General features: G+C 48.4%; 16 protein-coding genes and 1 tRNA gene. 14 read left to right on the top strand and 3 right to left on the bottom strand.

What is annotated here, in order from left to right; genetic code table 11:
- The 3 genes from AC14M5_RS22655 to AC14M5_RS22645 all read right to left on the bottom strand — a co-directional run.
- Positions 1-1801 (bottom strand): hypothetical protein (locus tag AC14M5_RS22655; protein WP_484031996.1); only part of this gene is annotated, 1801 nt, incomplete at its 3' end.
- A 41-nt stretch (positions 1802-1842) separates the two neighbouring features.
- Positions 1843-3531 carry an acyl-CoA mutase large subunit family protein gene (locus AC14M5_RS22650; protein ID WP_484031995.1) on the bottom strand — a complete coding sequence of 563 codons (1689 nt, stop codon included), beginning with the start codon at positions 3529-3531 and terminating at the stop codon, positions 1843-1845.
- Positions 3532-3599: 68 nt separating this feature from the next.
- Complete coding sequence (locus tag AC14M5_RS22645) at positions 3600-4391, bottom strand: ceramidase domain-containing protein (RefSeq protein ID WP_484031994.1); 792 nt, start codon at positions 4389-4391, stop codon at positions 3600-3602.
- Positions 4392-4645: 254 nt separating this feature from the next.
- Between AC14M5_RS22645 and AC14M5_RS22640 the strand changes: the two genes are divergently transcribed.
- The 14 genes from AC14M5_RS22640 to AC14M5_RS22575 all read left to right on the top strand — a co-directional run bounded on the left by AC14M5_RS22640 (position 4646) and on the right by AC14M5_RS22575 (position 16055).
- A complete protein-coding gene (locus AC14M5_RS22640; protein ID WP_484031993.1) occupies positions 4646-5047 on the top strand; it encodes a hypothetical protein in 402 nt (133 codons plus the stop codon).
- Between the two features lie 48 nt (positions 5048-5095).
- Positions 5096-6736 (top strand): hypothetical protein, encoded by a 1641-nt coding sequence (locus tag AC14M5_RS22635; protein WP_484031992.1) that lies wholly within the window; start codon positions 5096-5098, stop codon positions 6734-6736.
- Positions 6737-6879: 143 nt separating this feature from the next.
- Positions 6880-8226, top strand: coding sequence for a PqqD family peptide modification chaperone (locus AC14M5_RS22630; RefSeq protein ID WP_484031991.1), 1347 nt, complete (start codon positions 6880-6882; stop codon positions 8224-8226).
- A gap of 34 nt (positions 8227-8260) precedes the next feature.
- Positions 8261-8605, top strand: a complete 345-nt coding sequence (locus AC14M5_RS22625; protein ID WP_484031990.1) for a diguanylate cyclase — start codon at positions 8261-8263, stop codon at positions 8603-8605.
- Between the two features lie 153 nt (positions 8606-8758).
- Positions 8759-9763, top strand: coding sequence for a hypothetical protein (locus tag AC14M5_RS22620; RefSeq protein WP_484031989.1), 1005 nt, complete (start codon positions 8759-8761; stop codon positions 9761-9763).
- A gap of 9 nt (positions 9764-9772) precedes the next feature.
- Entirely contained in the window at positions 9773-10912 is a 1140-nt protein-coding gene (locus AC14M5_RS22615; protein WP_484031988.1) for a radical SAM/SPASM domain-containing protein, read from the top strand.
- 96 nt (positions 10913-11008) lie between these two features.
- Entirely contained in the window at positions 11009-12007 is a 999-nt protein-coding gene (locus tag AC14M5_RS22610) for a hypothetical protein (RefSeq protein ID WP_484031987.1), read from the top strand.
- A gap of 43 nt (positions 12008-12050) precedes the next feature.
- Positions 12051-13073 carry a hypothetical protein gene (locus AC14M5_RS22605; protein ID WP_484031986.1) on the top strand — a complete coding sequence of 341 codons (1023 nt, stop codon included), beginning with the start codon at positions 12051-12053 and terminating at the stop codon, positions 13071-13073.
- A gap of 77 nt (positions 13074-13150) precedes the next feature.
- Complete coding sequence (locus AC14M5_RS22600) at positions 13151-13681, top strand: protein-tyrosine phosphatase family protein (RefSeq protein WP_484031985.1); 531 nt, start codon at positions 13151-13153, stop codon at positions 13679-13681.
- The gene (locus AC14M5_RS22595; protein ID WP_484031984.1) at positions 13678-14397 is read left to right on the top strand and encodes a class I SAM-dependent methyltransferase; all 720 of its coding nucleotides are present in this window, start codon (positions 13678-13680) and stop codon (positions 14395-14397) included. The genes AC14M5_RS22600 and AC14M5_RS22595 overlap by 4 nt, the downstream gene beginning before the upstream one ends.
- 59 nt (positions 14398-14456) lie before the next feature.
- On the top strand, positions 14457-15044 hold the full coding sequence (gene lepB, locus AC14M5_RS22590) for a signal peptidase I (protein WP_484031983.1): 588 nt from the start codon (positions 14457-14459) through the stop codon (positions 15042-15044).
- Positions 15045-15053: 9 nt separating this feature from the next.
- Complete coding sequence (locus AC14M5_RS22585; RefSeq protein WP_484031982.1) at positions 15054-15353, top strand: YgiT-type zinc finger protein; 300 nt, start codon at positions 15054-15056, stop codon at positions 15351-15353.
- A gap of 18 nt (positions 15354-15371) precedes the next feature.
- On the top strand, positions 15372-15920 hold the full coding sequence (locus AC14M5_RS22580) for a hypothetical protein (RefSeq protein WP_484031981.1): 549 nt from the start codon (positions 15372-15374) through the stop codon (positions 15918-15920).
- A gap of 62 nt (positions 15921-15982) precedes the next feature.
- Positions 15983-16055 (top strand) — tRNA-Glu (locus AC14M5_RS22575).
- Positions 16056-16161 lie beyond the last annotated feature (106 nt).

The raw sequence follows: 16161 nt of genomic DNA, 5'->3' as shown, positions 1-16161 counted from the left end.
GCCAAAGGGCAATATGTTCAAGAGAACTTACGATTAAGCCTCTAGTTTGATCTAGGGTTAATAACTCGTCTTTTGACCAAGTACCTATTGTTCTTTGGAGACACATTAAAGCATAAGCTGGCTCAGCTTTTGCTAGATGGAAAAAAAAACTTGCTCCGAATCTATCTCTCAGTGAATCGCCTTTACCCTGAAATACACCATTTTCACTCAACAATTCCTTTGCCGTTTGCGATGCAGAAGGTGAGCCTTCTGCGTATTCGAACATTTCAAAAAACCACTCAACAGACCTAGGTGGGAATTCTACAACTCGATTGGTATCAAAGTCGTCACCATATAGATTCCACCAATCTATCCATAATTTAATATGGAGTAGTTTTGGGGTTATGTAAAGAGTAATCCTACCTTGAAGGATATGTTGTGTTTTAAGTTGCTGAACTATATCGCGGAAGCGTGCTTGAGTGATTTGAGAGTCGGCAGCCTGGATTAATTTGTGGATAGCTTTTGCTTCATCATTCAAAGGCTTTTCATATCCGAATCGTTTGAAAAGGGCAATGTGTTGAAGAACTATTCGTCTTTGTCGGGCGTTCTCACTATCAGGTCTGTCTCTCCCACAAATATAGCGATCCCAAATGTTCACATTGGAAGGAGGCTTAAGGATATCGTCTGGGTTGGATTTTAGATTTTCTCCAACAACATGTGCAACTCTAGGTGAGCCTCCGCAATCTTCTATCCAACGATCCGATTCAAATTTTGGCACTCCATAACCTTGAATAATCGCACTAATTTGGTCGCCCGAAAGTCCAGACAATTCATGAATAATAGTGTCATGGCTTTCGGTATCCCATTCGTTGAAGATCGTGAGCAGCTTTATCCTTGGGTAGTGATATTTCAAATTGTTCCACAACCTCGCTCGCTGATCTGTATCACACTCATCAACAATTACAATTGCGTTTAAGGCATCATTTCTCATGAGCCCATTCATTAAACGACTACCATCAAAATCGCTCGCTAAAGTGTAAATAATTAACGGACTTAAATCTGCCGTACTCGTTGCTTCTAGCACGAGACGAGTTTTCCCCACACCTGCTTCACCAAGAACCCTTAATTGTGATGGTACATCATTTCTGCGAAGCTGATTGCGTATGTTTTCTATTATTTCTTGCTGGGCTACACCTGCTTCGAATGAGACCCTCATATCCTCAATATTCGCCCATTCATTATGAGTTCTAAAAGGTTCATCATACGCTCGATTTGTTTGAAGTGCGATTGACGGATATCTTTGTATAAAGCCTTTGATATTATTGATGCTCCAAATATCAACATTCGGTTTATTGAAGCCGCAAATTTTCAAGTAGTCTTTCAGGTTCTTAATTGCTTTTTTTCTTTCGGATGGAATTAGATCAAGACCAAAACAAACAATTACATATTTTCCGTTTTCTTCAAGGCAAGACCGAACTTCAGAAGCGAGGCTATCCAAAGATGGATCTTTCTTATCAAATAACTCTTTCTTGATAACCGTTTTGTTTTGTGGCTTAAAACTTTCACCAATTTTTATTTGATATGAATTCTTTCCTTTTTCAAACAATCCATCTGAGGGAAGTGCAATAGACTCCACATCAATCTCCGCATCTATCCCACCATCAGGAACAGTGATACGTAAAGATATGGTAACCCTACTTGGGGATATTCCAAATCTATTAGCTTCTGCCCATATCAAATCTCGAAACAACTCAACAGATTTTCGACTGTCAAGTTGTTTGATGTATTGTTCATCGGCAGTAAGTATGTTGTGTGTGCTCATACTCTTGTTGTGATGCTGTAAGTATACTTTAAATAGAAGCCCTAAAAACCCTGCGCCACATACTCACCCCATACACCTCTCAGCGTATTGCAAATTTCTCCCAGCGTAATGTCGTTCTCCACGCATTCGATAAAAATCGGCATCAAGTTCTGAGTGCCCAGAGCCGCGTCTTTGAGCCCCGCCAGCAACTCGTCAACTCGTTTCTTATTTCTCCCCTCTCGCAAAGCTTTCAACTCCGCCCTCTGTCCCAGCTCAATCGCAGGGTCAACTTGCAAACGTTCCAACGTCATCTCTTCCTTCACTTGGAATTGATTGACGCCCACCACGATCTGCTCCTTGCGTTCGATCTCCTGCTGCGCGGCGTAGGCGGCGTTTTGAATCTCGTTTTGCATATAGCCGCGTTCAATGGATTGCAGCGCGCCACCCATCTCGTCAATTTTCGTGATGTATTCGAGCGCGCCTTTTTCGATCTCGTCGGTCAGGTGTTCGATCAGATACGAGCCGGCCAGCGGATCAACCGAATCAGCCACGCCTGATTCATAGGCGATGATCTGCTGAGTACGCAGCGCCACGCGCACAGCTTTCTCGGTGGGCAGCCAGAGGGCTTCGTCCATGCTGTTGGTATGCAGAGATTGAGTCCCGCCGAGGACGGCGGAAAGAGCCTGGAGAGTCACACGCACCACGTTATTTTCAGGCTGTTGAGCCGTGAGTGTTGAACCAGCCGTTTGAGTATGAAAACGAAGTTGCCACGACGATGGCTTTTGCGCCTTGAAACGTTCGCGCATGATCTTCGCCCACATACGGCGCGCGGCGCGGAACTTGGCGACTTCTTCGAGCAGGTTGTTGTGCGCGTTGAAGAAGAACGAAAGCTGTCCTGCAAACGAATCGATATCGAGCCCCGCCTTGAGCGCGGCTTCCACGTATGCGATTCCATTTGCCAGCGTGAAGGCCACCTCCTGCACAGAGGTAGAGCCAGCTTCACGGATGTGATAACCCGAGATCGAGATCGTGTTCCAATATGGAACTTCCTTCTCGCAAAATGAAAAGATATCGGTGATGAGCCGCATCGACGGCGCAGGCGGGAAAATATACGTGCCGCGCGCCACGTACTCTTTGAGAATATCGTTCTGGATAGTGCCGCGCAGTTTGCGCATGTCCGCGCCCTGACGCTTCGCCACGGCAATGTACATCGCCAGCAAAACACCCGCGGGCGCGTTGATGGTCATCGAAGTCGAAACCTGGTCAAGCGGAATCTGGTCGAACAACTGCTCCATATCTTTGATCGACGAAATCGAGACTCCCACCTTGCCGACCTCGCCCTGCGCGATCGGATCGTCCGCATCATACCCAATTTGAGTTGGGAGGTCGAAAGCTACACTCAGCCCCGTTTGACCTTGTCCCAGCAAATAGCGATAGCGCTTATTGGATTCCTCTGCCGTCGAGAACCCCGCATACTGCCTCATCGTCCAAAACCGCGAACGATACATCGTCGGCTGCACTCCGCGGGTGTATGGATATTCCCCAGGGAAACCTAATTTATTTATATACAACTCATCCTCGCTGAGCGGAGGGACAGTGCTCTCCTGTCCTGTAGTCGAAGCGGGCAACGCCACACGCGGGACCTCAATGCCTGCCGAGGTCTCGAAGGACTCTCTCCGCTCTGAAAACTTTTCCAAAGACTTCTTGAGAGTCGTTTCTTTCCATTTGTTGTATTGATCGTTGATCGTCATGTAAATTCCTTTTTTGAACCGCGGAGACGCAGAGATCGCGGAGTTCCTTTATGTTTTTCTCTGCGTCCTCAGCGTCTCTGCGGTAAATTTTCTTCGCTCATATAATACCGATGCAAAAACATCACCGACACGGCGCTGAGCAGGTGCCAGACGGCATGTCCCTGCAAGAGACTGCTCTCAAAGCAAACTACGCGCGTGTTGTCCAATATCCATATTATATATGCGCCTGCCAGCAGACCGATGCCAACTCGTAACAATTGCACATCATTCAACGGCTTCTCTTTCACCCGAAAATAGTACTCAAAAAGCAACGCGATGATCAGCACAATGGCAAATACATACCTGCGCGTATCTGGTAAAGCAATTTGCAGCCACGTGAGACCTGCATTGAGGGTCAGGTAAAGGATGAGCGTGGTAGTGGTGTGTAGTTTGTAGATCCGCTCCCAGGCATAGACCAGCACAAATGCCGCCAGCAAGAACATCCCAAAGACATCGAAGAACTGACCGATAAAGGTCAACGAGGCGTGGTAGAACGCGCTCCCAATTCCGATGATGATGCAGGCGATTCCCATCAATATGGAATATCCAGTGGGGAAACGAGTGGAGATGGATGCTTTGAATGGCAGAACCAGCATGAATACCCCGCTGAACACAAATCCCAAAGATGAAACTGTATTTGCCGTCTGACGGATGGGGCTTTGCGGATTTATCGCTTCACAAAAACAGCCTGATCCCAAACAGGTGGCAGGCTGCCAGCTTTGCCATGTATCGGAAGGTAACAGCAACAACACGATCACAGTCAGCGCAGAGATAAAAGCTGCAGCTGAGATGGGCGTTGCGATTCCTGCGATCCTTTTCATTTTAAGTTCAACCTGTGGGTAACGCTTGCCAAGTATAAAGCCAATACTCGGCCTTCGGAATTGGATAAACACAGGAAGATTTCAAGATAAAAGTCACATGCCTAATAGGGCTGAAAATGCTAAACTTTTGAATAAGTCAGACCCTAAAGGTCCTTTTGTTATCGGTCATTTGGGTATGGAAGTTGCCGTAAAATTCAGATGACGAGTCAGGCGGGAAAACCTTTAGGGTCTTTTTGATAGGAGACCTGGTTATTATGGCGAACAAGACCTTACTCTACATCGGCGCGGGGATATTGTTATTGATCGGGCTGTGTCTCTTCGGCTATGGCATTCTCAACATCATCGGTTCCACATCTGCACAGGGAGGCTCGAACTGGCTGTCATTTGGGATCGGATTTGCCATCGTCGGCGCGGTCTTTCTGGTGGGAGGCATCGGGCTGATCGTTTTTGCAATCAGGCAAAGGGGAGTCGGAGGCGGGGATAACATCACCTACAAGATCGATTTGCCTTCGTCCACAAAAGTCGAGCAGATGAAATGTCGCAACTGTGGCGGTAATCTCACAGCCGATAACGTCAAAATGATCGCAGGCGCGCCCACAGTGGAATGTCCCTTTTGCGGCACGACCTATCAATTAACAGAAGAACCGAAGTGGTAAAAAACGTTTCAACGTTCAAACGTTCGAACGTTGGGTTTTGGAGGTTGCATGAAAAAAATTCTTTTGATCGCATTGGTGATCTTGCTGACAGCGGGGATCGTGACGAACGCATCCGCGCAAAGTTATTCGTTCAGCCTGGATAAGGAAGTTGTGCATGTGTATTGGAATGCCGATGGTAGCATGAGCCTCGATTACCAATTCACGTTCACCAACGAACAGGGCGCGCACGTGATTGACTTTGTGGATGTCGGCCTGCCGAATTCGCAATATACATTTTCTTCCATCACAGCCGATGTGAACGGCGCGGCTGTATCAGTTTCAGCAGATTATCAAGGTTCGGGCACAGGCGTTGCGGTGGAGTTGGGGTCGCAAGCCATCCAGCCTGGGCAGACGGGCACGGTGCATGTTTATGTTGGTCGCATCGTCAATGTGATCTATGCGGATGATAACGATGAAGCTTACGCCTCTGCCGTTTTCTCGCCGACCTGGTTTGATTCGCAATTTGTTTCTGGCTCCACTGATCTGAGCGTTATCTATCATCTTCCTCCCGGTGTTCAACCCGAAGAACCGCGTTGGCACTCCGCGCCTTCGGGCTTTCCTGATGAACCCATTGCAGGGTTTGATTCGCAAAACCGCATCACCTACACCTGGCAAAATTCATCGGCGAGCGGGTCAAGACAATATACATTTGGTGCATCCTTCCCGCGCACCTATATTCCTGAAACCAGTATTTATACGCCTCCGCTCGGGCCATCCGTCAGCGTTGACGAAGATATGATCTTCTCACTGCTTTGCTTCGGCTTTTTTGGTTTTATGTTCGTCGGCATTCCCGCGCTCACTGCTTATGCAAACCGCAATCGAAAAATGCAATATCTTCCGCCGCGCATTTCCATTGAAGGTCACGGCATCAAACGCGGCCTCACCGCTGTGGAAGCCGCCATCCTTTTGGAGCAGCCTCTCGATAAAGTGTTGACCATGATCCTCTTCGGCACGCTCAAGAAAAGTGCGGCACAGGTTGTTACCCGCGATCCGCTTGAAGTAAAAGCCGCCGACCCGATCCCTGACAAACTGCATGATTATGAAAAAGATTTCTTGAAAGCATTTAAGGAACCCGCAGGCAAGGAACGCCAAAGACTTTTACAAGATATGGCCGTGCGCCTCGTGCGAACCGTCTCTGAAAAATTGCGCGGTTTCAGCCGCAAAGAGACCATTGATTATTACAAGTCGATCACCGAAAAAGCCTGGGCCATGGTGGAAGCCGAAAACACGCCCGAAGTGAAAAGCCAGAAATTTGATGAGGCCCTCGAATGGACCATGCTCGATAAGAATTACGATGACCGCACACGACGCGTTTTTCATGGCCCGGTCTTTCTGCCGCACTGGTGGGGAAGCTATAACCCGACCTACAGACCCGCCTCAACCTCCGCCCCGACAATTGCTCCATCTTCGAAAGGCAGTGCCCTGCCCGGTGCAGACTTCGCCGCGCAAATGGTGACCGGTGTTCAAACCTTTTCACAGAAAGTGGTTGGCAATATCAATACCTTCACTGAAAAAGTGACCGGTGCAACCAATCCGCTCCCCAAACCTACATCCAGTGGAAAAAGCCGCGGCGGCGGTGGCGGACGATCCTGCGCCTGTGCATGTGCTTGCGCCGGTTGTGCCTGCGCCTGCGCGGGTGGGGGAAGATAAAAAGAAAGGATGAAGGATGAAAGAGAAAGGATGAAGATAATGTTCAATTATCAGTGGTGGTCGAGTAAGCCGAGCGTACTTCGAGGCTGTTGTTCACTGTACCGAACGCAGTACGGTATCGAGACCACACTTAGAGGTATATCATGAGTATCTTTACTGACATCTTCAATCGTAAATCGTCAATCGAAAATCCAAAATCGAGTCTTTACCATTACATCCGCGAAACCGCGGAAGAAAAATCTCGCATCCACTTACGCCTGGATGAAGACGGCACAGGCACGCTGATCGTCAACGCCAACAGCATTATGCATTTGAATCCAACTGCGGCACTCATGGCATGGCTGATTTTGGAAGGGAAGACACAGGAAGAAAAAATTCAAGCGTTAACAGCGCGATATTTTGTTTCAAAGAAACAGGCCGAAGCCGATCTTTCTTCTTTCCTCATTCAATTTGAAGAATTGATTCGCCCCGATGGCGCCTGTGCCATTCACGATCTCGACCTCGAAATGAAGATGCCTTTCAGCGCCCGTCCCTCCGCCCCCTATCGCATGGACTTGGCAATTACCTATCGCTGCAACAATGATTGCGCTCATTGCTATAACGCACGCGAAAGAAACTTCCCTGAACTGACTACCGATCAATGGAAGCAAATTCTCGATAAGCTCTGGGATTTGGGCGTGCCGCATATCGTCTTCACAGGCGGTGAAGCCACCTTGCGAAACGACCTCCCAGAGTTGATCAAACATGCAGAAAACAACGGGCAGATCACAGGTCTGAACACGAACGCGCGCCGCCTGATGGATATGGACTATGTCAAACAGCTTGTGGATGCGGGCCTCGATCATGTGCAGATCACAGTCGAATCCTGCGTGCCTGAAATCCACGATGAAATGATGCGCTCGAAAGGTGCGTTCAAACAAACGATCACAGGCTTGAATAATGTGCTGGCTTCCAAGTTGTATGTGATGACCAACACCACCATGTTGCAAACGAACGTTCATACTATTCCAGCCACATTGGATTTTCTTGCAGATATGGGTGTTCCAACCATTGGGTTGAATGCGCTCATCTATTCGGGGCAGGGACTCACGGTTGGCACGGGGTTGCATGAAAATGAATTACAACCCATTCTTGACATCGCGACAAAAAAGACCGCCGAACGCGGACAAAAATTGATCTGGTACACGCCGACACAGTACTGTGAGTTTGATCCCACTGCAAATAACCTGGGCGTCAAAGGCTGTACTGCCGCGCTGTACAGCATGTGTATTGAGTCTAATGGCGATGTTTTACCATGCCAATCGTATTACCATCCGCTCGGCAACTTCCTCACCGATTCATGGGACTCGATCTGGAATCACAAACTGTCTGTTCAATTGCGCGAACGGCAGAACCTGCCATTCAAATGTGAAACCTGCTCCCTCGTGGCCGAATGCGGCGGCGGCTGTCCGCTAAAGTTTCAAGTCGAAGACTCGCAAGTTAACCTGTAACCTGCAAACCTTCCAACCTTTCAACGGAGTTTTCATGAACGAACACGCCTGGATCAAAGAATTCCCCGCCGCCATCACTGTCTGTGATGTAGAAGGGATCATCCTCGAAATGAATGACAAAGCCGCTAAAACATTTGAGAAGGATGGCGGCTACAAACTCATTGGCTCGAACATGCTGGATTGTCACCCCGACCCCGCACGCGAAAAAACTGAAAGGCTGTTGGCCGCCCGCGTGAAAAATGTATACACCATCGAAAAGAATGGCATCAAGAAACTCATCTATCAATCCCCATGGTATAAAGAAGGAGGCATCTACGCGGGCTTCGTAGAACTCTCCCTCGAAATCCCATTTGAATTGCCGCACTTCATTCGCACTTAACACTTCTTACTATTTTCATCGCAAACGTGGTCTCGACACCGTACTGCGTTCGGTGCAGTGTATGTCCCTTGCTAATGCTCGAGACTACTCGACCACCACCTCTTACTGATAACTGACCACTAACCACTAACCACTAACCACTAACCACTGACTATGGAAATCTGCTACCTCATCGCCTTCCCCGACGCCGACGACGGCAAAGCTCCAGCCCTTGAGAAATTCAAAGGACTGAAAGACGCGCCATATTTCCAACCCATTGATATTGACCTCGTCACACTCGGCGAAGAGACCGTCCTGATCGAAGGACACGCGGTGCGAGTGATGCGTCAACGTTATGACGGGCGCGTGCAAATGGTCGAGTGTTACTTTGATTTGAAAGATCCCTTCGCCGCATCCGTATTGCAGGAACGTGCGCAAATTCAAAGCGCGCTGGAAAGCAAATTCATCCCAACCCAATATCGTGAAAACGGACTCTACGAGGAATACACGATCCTGCTCGTTCAACAAGCCAAACCTTCGCCTGATAAATGGATAGAAAAGAATGCTCTCGCCCTCACCAAATTCATTCGCTCACAGCGTGAGGTATTCGATAAAAGCGAGATCGAAGAAATACTCATTTCACGCACACGCTACTCTGCCGTGGAACTCACCCTTGTAGATTGGGAAGGCGCTGTCATTATTGCGCCCAATGAAGATTACCAATCCGACATTGCCCTGCTGAAAATTGGCAACTATCAATTATTGCGTTATCGCATGTTGGACGAATCTATTGATGCGATGCTCGATAAGATCAGCGCGACCTTTTTTGAGAATAAACGCCGTCCGCGCCCTACAAGAGGCGTCATCCGTCAGATCGCGGAACACAAACTCGAGGTCATGCTTGATTTCGAACGTGCCGAACAAAACCTGCTGCTCATCGGCGATTGGTACACAGCAAAACTTTACGAAGCCATTCAAAGCGAGTTCTACCTCAAGGATTGGAAGGAAAACCTAAAGAACAAGCTCAACAATCTCGAAGGTATCGTTCAAACCGTCAAGGATAATTTTTCGCTTTCATTGGAAAGCGTCTGGGCCAGGATCGAAATGCTGGCCTGGGCGCTCATGCTCATTGGCTACATGTATCTTACATTTGTCGATCTGGGTCTGATCAAGAAATAGGAGAATCATATGAACATCCTCAATCGCATCACGGATCGTTTTTCGAAAGTCCAGCCGCTTCCTGCTGGCACACATCACCTGCAAGCCGCAGAGGATGAAAAGCCTTATCGTCTGCACCTTCGCCTTCGCGGGGATGGATCGGGCATTCTCATCCTCAATGCCTCCACCGTTTTGCAACTAAACCCCACCGCCGCTGAATATGCATTTCATTTCATCAAAGGCACTGCACCTGATGAAGCCGCCAAACAAATATCCACCCGTTATCGGATCAATAAGAAAACTGCGTTTGAAGATTTCAACAACTTTGCGGATCAGATCCACACCCTGATCTCTACGCCCGATTTGGACCCCGCTTCTTTCTTAAACTTTGAGCGGGCTCAACCCCATTCAACAGACTCTACCCTCAGGCTTGATTGTGCCATCACCTATCGTCTGCCCGAACATACCAGCGCGGATTATGCACCTGTCAAGCGGATAGAACGTGAACTCACCACCGAAGAATGGCAGACCATCATAGATAAAGCCTGGCAGGCAGGAATCCCACATATCATCTTCACTGGCGGCGAGGCGACCTTGCGCGATGACCTCCCACAACTCATTGCCCACGCCGAGAAAAATGGACAAGTCTGCGGCCTGCTCACAGACGGCATCAAACTGGCCGATAAAGAATATCTAAACATACTTTTGCAAACAGGTCTTGATCACGTCATGCTGATATTACAGCCCAATGAACCGCTATCATGGAAAGCCATCGAAACGATCGTCCCGCAGGATTTGTTCCTTACTGTTCATCTCACTCTTAATATAGAGAACATAAATGAAGCAAATAATATCCTGCAAAAGATTGCTCACCTCGGCGTTGAAAATATTTCCATCAGCGCCGCCGAAAACGGCCTTGTGGATGAGATGCTCGAATTGCAGAGTGTGGCCCAGTCCTTAAGTCTCAATATCCGCTGGGATTTGCCCGTGCCATATTCAGCCTCACATCCCGTTGGCATCGAAACTGCGGAGGATGAAGTCCCCTCGGGTGCTGGCAAAACCTGGATGTATGTTGAACCCGATGGCGACGTATTGCCAGCCCAGGGTGAAGCCGACAAAATTCTGGGTAACTTCTTGAAGGACAGTTGGGAAGTAATAAACAAAAGCTAGGGACACAATTGGTATATAATCAAAATTGCCAGAGCGCTTCTGGCAATTTTATTATCTGGATGTCTCAACACATGCACGGAAAAACTTAGGTGATCCATGAAAAAGAACCAGATCTTTATCGCAGCTTTGCTGGCCATTGGGTTGTTCCTTCTTTTAGGCATTGTACTTGGCAGATATGCCTCGCGCACTTTGGCCATAGAAACACACAGCCCCGCCTGCGCTGTCATCATGACAGACATCATCGCCAGCGCGCAAGGTGATGTGTATAACATGGAAGGCGTTTCGGAAGATTATGCCGAGCCAGAATCCTATTATCTGGCAGAATATTCTGTGCAAGGTGATGCGATCACAGACCCAACATTTGAATCTGTCCCGAACGACCTCAAAGACGAACAGCAAGATTCCGCTCTGCAAAACGAAGCCTGGGAAATATTCACTGACCTCATCCCAGTTGCTGATCGCCAAATGGTCGGGCAATACAACGTCTTCACTGATGGATATTCAAACACCCTCGCGGCTGTTGACCAAAACAAAGATAACCCCTCAAACTGGATATTGGAAATTGACATAGCCGATCTTGAAGATAAAGATGCGCTGCTCTTCACGTTGATCCACGAATACGCCCATTTACTCACGCTGAATGCCTCGCAGGTCACGCCCGATCAGGAAATCGTGGATGACCCGCTTAATCAAGACCTGCAAGCGAGCAAAGCCTCAGCCTGTCCCAATTATTTCGCGGGCACGGGTTGCAGCCTCGCGGATTCATACATCCATGCTTTCTATAACCGTTTCTGGGTGGATATAAATGATGAATGGGAAAAAATAGATGCCCTTCAATACGAAATAGATGACTATACACCGTACTATGACGGTCTCTATAATTTCTATAAAGCCCATCAGGACCAATTCGTGGATGATTACGCCACTACTCACCCCGCTGAAGATATCGCCGAATCCTTTGCCTACTTTGTGTTCAGCCCCAAACCGATGGGCGATTCCATCAAAGAACAAAAAATTGCTTTCTTTTATGAATATCCTGAATTGGCTCAATTGCGCGGATATATATTGAATGAAGCTTGTTCTGTAGTGCAATAAATTGAAAGAACAGTTTTGCCTAAATTCTTTACAAGGAAACTTCATGAATTTACAAATAAAAATCACCATTGCCAGCCTTGCGCTGCTTATATCCACCATGGCTTGTGCCACTCTTCTGGGTGATGATCTCCCTGAAACTGAATACCCCGAAATCCCCGCCACGGAAGCAGCAACTGAAGAACCTGTATTGGAAGAAAGCCTTTCCTGCCCTGTCATCACAGATGAGATCATTGCCCTGGCAGTTTCAGGCGGCGAAGGTGTGGAGGAGGAATTGCTGGATACTGAAATTATCCTCGTCACATACGGCCTTTCAGATGAAGAACTCATTGACCCGTATTATTATGAAGATGTCTCCGCTGATTTAGAGGATGAACAAAATGACGAACAGATACATCAACAGATTTGGGATTATTTTCGTGGCATTATCCCAGCCAGCCAGCGTGGAATGATCGCGGAGTATTCCATCATCACTGACGGACAGGGCGGCACTCTGGCTGCCGTGGCTCAAACAGAATCTGACCCAGCTCTCTGGTCTTTGCAAGTGGATGCCGCCGACACGGGCAACTATTACGAATTGACCTTTACTCTTGTACATGAGTTTGGTCATCTGCTTACATTGGGGCCGAATCAAATACCGCCCAGCCTCGCTATTTTCAACAACCCCGAAGATGACGACATCTATTTCGAAGAAGCCTCCGCCTGCCCGAATTATTTCCCCGGCGAAGGCTGTGCCAACCCCGATTCCTACATTGACGATTTTTACAACCAGTTCTGGGTTGATATACATGAAGAATGGAATGAGATCAACCTCGAAGAGGATGAGGATCTCTACTACGAAAAGCTGGATGAGTTCTACTATAAATATGAAGACCAATTCGTTACCAGCTATGCCGCCACGAACCCCGAAGAAGATATTGCCGAAGCCTTTGCCTTCTTCGTATTCAGCCCCGCGCCCGCAGGTGTTACCATTGCAGAAGAAAAAGTGTTATTCTTCCATCAATATCCCGAGCTCGTTGAACTACGCACGAACATTCTCAACAATATGTGTGCAGCTTTTCCAGAATAGATTAAGGAACTATGGAGTCCGACGACTCCCATCGTCGGATTTTCCAAAGTCAGGAGACTTTGGACTCCAAAACATCTATGACTAAACTTCCCATTCCCGAATCCTATTGGGTTGAAGAAAACCATTTCCTCGCGGGCGAACACCCTGGCGGCTACGATCCCAAATCCGCAATACGCCGTATGGATGCTTTTCTCAACGCAGGCATCAATACTTTCATCGATCTAACTCAATCTCATGAACTCCCTTCCTATGAAGCCATCTTAAAGGAGCAAGCCCGCGTTTACGATATCAATGCGGCCTATTATCGCTTTGCCATTCGCGATCATGGCGTTCCCTCGCGCGAAACAATGACTGCCATTCTGGATACGGTAGACGATGCCCTCAACAACCAACGAGGTGTTTATGTCCATTGCTGGGGTGGGGTGGGGCGCACAGGTATTGTGGTTGGTTGTTATTTTGTGAGACACGGCCTTACTCCTCAGCAAGCTCTTCTGCGTGTAGACACTTTGTTTAAAACACGCCCTCAAAACTATTTTATAACCTCGCCCGAAACCCCCGAGCAATTTGAATTTGTGCGCAAGTGGCGCGAGAATTTATCTGAAGGATGAACTGGCACACGCGCTACCTCCAGCAAGCCACTTGGACTCGCGACCTGCGAATTTATTTATTTGACAAGGCGGGCCTTGCAGACTCGAATCGCGTGCTCGAAGTAGGATGCGGCACCGGCGCAATCCTGCGCGAAATACATTCTCCCGCCTCGCTGCATGGCCTGGACCTTGAGCCTGCTTCGCTCGCCGAATGCCGAATCCACGCCCCGGCAGTTTCACTTACGCGTGGTGACGCTCACTCCCTGCCATACCCAGATCATTCATTCGATATCGTCTATTGTCATTTTCTATTGTTATGGGTTAGAAATCCCTTACAAGTGCTGCGCGAAATGGCGCGGGTGGGGCGCACTGTGTTAGCATTGGCCGAACCTGATTACAGCCAGCGAGTAGATGAACCCGCATCTTTTAGGAAACTTGGCGAATGGCAGACAGAAGCCCTGATCAGGCAGGGTGCAAACCCCTCCTTTGGCGGCAGGCTGGCAGAGACGTTTTATCAGGCTGGCATCAGGCTTATAGAAACAGGCCCCATTCAAAGCGCGAAGAAGAAGCGTTCTGCTGCTGAGTGGGAAAATGAATGGGCTGTGATCGAGGCTGATTTGGCAGGTTCCGTCCCGGGCGAAGACATCCAAAAAATGAAGGTTTTGGATGAACAAGCCCGCAGGCGAAGGGAAAGGGTTTTACATGTACCGACATTTTTTGCGTGGGGTGAGAGCTGATTGCAAGTGAACTTGGAAAAAATGGAAGTATAATTTTACGAATAAGTATGGAGGTTCGTTTGGAAACTTTGGAGCAGGATGCAAATGTTGAAAAAAGCGATGATGTTCAGGAAAAAGTAAATTGGGGAAGGTTTGTACTTGATATTATCGAAACTCTTGTTTTGGCTGTCGTTTTATTTATAGGAATTAATGCGGTTTCGGCACGTGTACGCGTGGATGGTTTCAGTATGCAGCCCACACTGGATGATGGTGAGTTTGTGCTCGTAAATAAAATGAGTTATCGCCTGGGTGAGGTGGAACGCGGCGATATTATCGTTTTTCACTTCCCGTTGAACCCGGAAGAGGAGTTGATCAAACGCGTGATCGGTCTGCCCGGCGACAGTGTGATGGTGCAGAATAGCCAGGTTTATGTAAACGGGCAGTTGCTGGATGAGCCGTATATCGCGCAGCCTCCCAATTACTCGGGTGAATGGACGGTTTTGGAGGGTCAGTTTTTTGTGCTGGGTGATAACCGCAATAACTCGAACGATTCCAAAGATTGGGGGCTGTTGCCTGAGGAGAATGTAGTTGGCAAAGCGATTCTGATCTACTGGCCCCCACCCATGTGGAATGTGCTTGAACATACGGAAGTATTCGCTTCACAATGAGGAATTGACATGAGCGATATTGAGCATAAAAGTCCAGATATTATTTTGTGTGGTGAATGTCATGCGGGCATTATGCTGCCCCGCCGCATTACATACTTTACGTGGCTGGGTGAAGAGTTAATCACTGTGCCACATTTCCCCGCCTGGATCTGCGATGTATGCGGCAGGCGTGAATACGATGAAAAAGCGATCCAATGGCTGAATATGCTTCTCGACCCGAATGCTGGTAAGCCCACGAATCATAAACGCCGCACGCCGCCTCCACCCCGACCCCGCACTGGTACTACCCGCCCCATACAAGATTCTTAAGCGAACAGGTTTCATTCCATGGCCCTTGATACTTCACCTCGCACACATCGCTTTCTGCCTGCCGATATTTTGACTTCCGGGTATCGTGTGGTTGGCAAGATCATGGTTACAACCCAGGGCGCAATGGGAATGTTGAATGACCCCACTCACTCTGCCGTGGAAGTTAATGACGCGCGGATGGCACGCCTGCATATGCCTACGAAACTAGTGGATCATTTTGAGCTGGTGCGCATGATGAAAAAACAAATGCACGCGGTCTGCATGGCAAGGCGTGAAGACCTGGGGCCACATGCGATTGTGCGCGGTGGATTCGCAAATTTGGTCGAATACCCTGTGCGCATCACCACCCAGATGTTTGAAGTGGAAGGCATTATGGAGCTGCCGGGCCGTTTTGATTTCACCTCATTGATGACGGATGGTTCGCGTGATTTTATTCCCGTATTCAATGCCACGCTTACCGCAATATTGATCCCCAACCTGCGTGTGGAAAGCGCGGGGATTCTGGTCAACCGCAAGGTGGTGGACCTGATGGCATTACTTAACCAGCGCGTGAAACCCGAAATTTAGTGTTGAAATCTGCTTGACTGACATAAAATGGGATGATAGAATTCGCCCGCTCTAAACAAAGAGCCCCCATCGTCTAGAGGCCCAGGACGCATCCCTTTCAAGGATAAAACCGGAGTTCGAATCTCCGTGGGGGCACTAACAAAGAAGAGTCATCGGTAGATGGCTCTTTGTGCTTTAAAACGAAAGCTCCTGTAGGGAGATGTAATTCGAATCCCCGTGGGAGTTATGGTGAAAAGTCACT

The sequence above is a fragment of the Candidatus Villigracilis sp. genome (assembly GCF_057083605.1).
This window is presented reverse-complemented; position numbering and strand designations above follow the sequence as displayed.

Excerpts from the sequence above, each read along its gene's own strand:
- AC14M5_RS22650 (WP_484031995.1), bottom strand. The coding sequence starts at position 3,531 with ATGACGATCAACGATCAATACAACAAATGGAAAGAAACGACTCTCAAG.
- AC14M5_RS22585 (WP_484031982.1), top strand. The coding sequence starts at position 15,054 with ATGAGCGATATTGAGCATAAAAGTCCAGATATTATTTTGTGTGGTGAA.
- AC14M5_RS22635 (WP_484031992.1), top strand. The coding sequence starts at position 5,096 with ATGAAAAAAATTCTTTTGATCGCATTGGTGATCTTGCTGACAGCGGGG.
- AC14M5_RS22600 (WP_484031985.1), top strand. The coding sequence starts at position 13,151 with ATGACTAAACTTCCCATTCCCGAATCCTATTGGGTTGAAGAAAACCAT.
- AC14M5_RS22605 (WP_484031986.1), top strand. The coding sequence starts at position 12,051 with ATGAATTTACAAATAAAAATCACCATTGCCAGCCTTGCGCTGCTTATA.
- AC14M5_RS22630 (WP_484031991.1), top strand. The coding sequence starts at position 6,880 with ATGAGTATCTTTACTGACATCTTCAATCGTAAATCGTCAATCGAAAAT.
- AC14M5_RS22610 (WP_484031987.1), top strand. The coding sequence starts at position 11,009 with ATGAAAAAGAACCAGATCTTTATCGCAGCTTTGCTGGCCATTGGGTTG.
- AC14M5_RS22645 (WP_484031994.1), bottom strand. The coding sequence starts at position 4,391 with ATGAAAAGGATCGCAGGAATCGCAACGCCCATCTCAGCTGCAGCTTTT.
- AC14M5_RS22615 (WP_484031988.1), top strand. The coding sequence starts at position 9,773 with ATGAACATCCTCAATCGCATCACGGATCGTTTTTCGAAAGTCCAGCCG.
- AC14M5_RS22595 (WP_484031984.1), top strand. The coding sequence starts at position 13,678 with ATGAACTGGCACACGCGCTACCTCCAGCAAGCCACTTGGACTCGCGAC.
- AC14M5_RS22580 (WP_484031981.1), top strand. The coding sequence starts at position 15,372 with ATGGCCCTTGATACTTCACCTCGCACACATCGCTTTCTGCCTGCCGAT.
- AC14M5_RS22620 (WP_484031989.1), top strand. The coding sequence starts at position 8,759 with ATGGAAATCTGCTACCTCATCGCCTTCCCCGACGCCGACGACGGCAAA.
- AC14M5_RS22640 (WP_484031993.1), top strand. The coding sequence starts at position 4,646 with ATGGCGAACAAGACCTTACTCTACATCGGCGCGGGGATATTGTTATTG.
- AC14M5_RS22625 (WP_484031990.1), top strand. The coding sequence starts at position 8,261 with ATGAACGAACACGCCTGGATCAAAGAATTCCCCGCCGCCATCACTGTC.